The organism is Arsenophonus endosymbiont of Apis mellifera (genome assembly GCF_903968575.1).
Taxonomy (GTDB): Bacteria; Pseudomonadota; Gammaproteobacteria; order Enterobacterales; family Enterobacteriaceae; genus Arsenophonus; species Arsenophonus apicola.
On sequence record NZ_CAJCFU010000053.1, the window covers coordinates 1 to 1736 of the forward strand.

General features: G+C 52.9%; 1 rRNA gene. It reads right to left on the reverse strand.

From position 1 onward, the window contains the following. A 23S ribosomal RNA gene (locus H1X92_RS08380) occupies positions 1–1736 on the reverse strand; the annotation flags it as partial.

Genomic DNA, 1736 nt, shown 5'->3' on the forward strand with positions numbered 1-1736 from the left:
CAGGTCGGAACTTACCCGACAAGGAATTTCGCTACCTTAGGACCGTTATAGTTACGGCCGCCGTTTACTGGGGCTTCGATCAAGAGCTTCGCCTTACGGCTTACCCCATCAATTAACCTTCCAGCACCGGGCAGGCGTCACACCGTATACGTCCACTTTCGTGTTTGCACAGTGCTGTGTTTTTAATAAACAGTTGCAGCCAGCTGGTATCTGCGACTGGCTTCAGCTCCATGGGCGAACCACTTCACCTAACGCCAGCGTGCCTTCTCCCGAAGTTACGGCACCATTTTGCCTAGTTCCTTCACCCGAGTTCTCTCAAGCGCCTGAGTATTCTCTACCTAACCACCTGTGTCGGTTTGGGGTACGATTAATGGTTACCTATCGCTTAGAGGCTTTTCCTGGAAGCCGGGCATCAACTACTTCACCACCTTAGTGGCTCGTCATCACGCCTCAGTGTCTTGGTCATGCGGATTTGCCGGCATAACCCACCTGCACGCTTAAACCGGGACAACCGTCGCCCGGATAGCCTAGCCTTCTCCGTCCCCCCTTCGCAGTCACCCTTAGTACGGGAATATTAACCCGTTTCCCATCGACTACGCTTTTCAGCCTCGCCTTAGGGGTCGACTTACCCTGCCCCGATTAACGTTGGACAGGAACCCTTGGTCTTTCGGCGAGCGGGTTTTTCACCCGCTTTATCGTTACTTATGTCAGCATTCGCACTTCTGATACCTCCAGCAGACCTCTCAGTCCACCTTCAACGGCTTACAGAACGCTCCCCTACCCAACAACATTGCTGTCGCTGCCGCAGCTTCGGTGCATGGTTTAGCCCCGTTACATCTTCCGCGCAGGCCGACTCGACCAGTGAGCTATTACGCTTTCTTTAAATGATGGCTGCTTCTAAGCCAACATCCTGGCTGTCTAAGCCTTCCCACTTCGTTTCCCACTTAACCATGACTTTGGGACCTTAGCTGGCGGTCTGGGTTGTTTCCCTCTTCACGACGGACGTTAGCACCCGCCGTGTGTCTCCCGTGATTACATTCTTCGGTATTCGGAGTTTGCATCGGGTTGGTAAGTCGGGATGACCCCCTAGCCGAAACAGTGCTCTACCCCCGAAGATGAGTTCACGAGGCGCTACCTAAATAGCTTTCGGGGAGAACCAGCTATCTCCCGGTTTGATTGGCCTTTCACCCCCAGCCACAAGTCATCCGCTAATTTTTCAACATTAGTCGGTTCGGTCCTCCAGTTAGTGTTACCCAACCTTCAACCTGCCCATGGCTAGATCACCGGGTTTCGGGTCTATACCCTGCAACTTGACGCCCAGTTAAGACTCGGTTTCCCTACGGCTCCCCTATGCGGTTAACCTTGCTACAGAATATAAGTCGCTGACCCATTATACAAAAGGTACGCAGTCACCCCATCCTCAAATGTCCCGCTTGTCTTTGCGGCCAATCTTGTCCGCTTTTTTAACTTCCGCTGCTCGTGTACTTTTAGGTACACTGCGCTGCGGCTTGAAAAAACCGAACAACCTTGTTGGCAAAGCCTGCGCTGTTATTGTGATGGTATGCCATCACCCAACTGCCGAGGCACTTGAGTGATGGGGCTCCCACTGCTTGTACGTACACGGTTTCAGGTTCTTTTTCACTCCCCTCGCCGGGGTTCTTTTCGCCTTTCCCTCACGGTACTGGTTCACTATCGGTCAGTCAGGAGTATTTAGCCTTGGAGGATGGTCCCCCCAT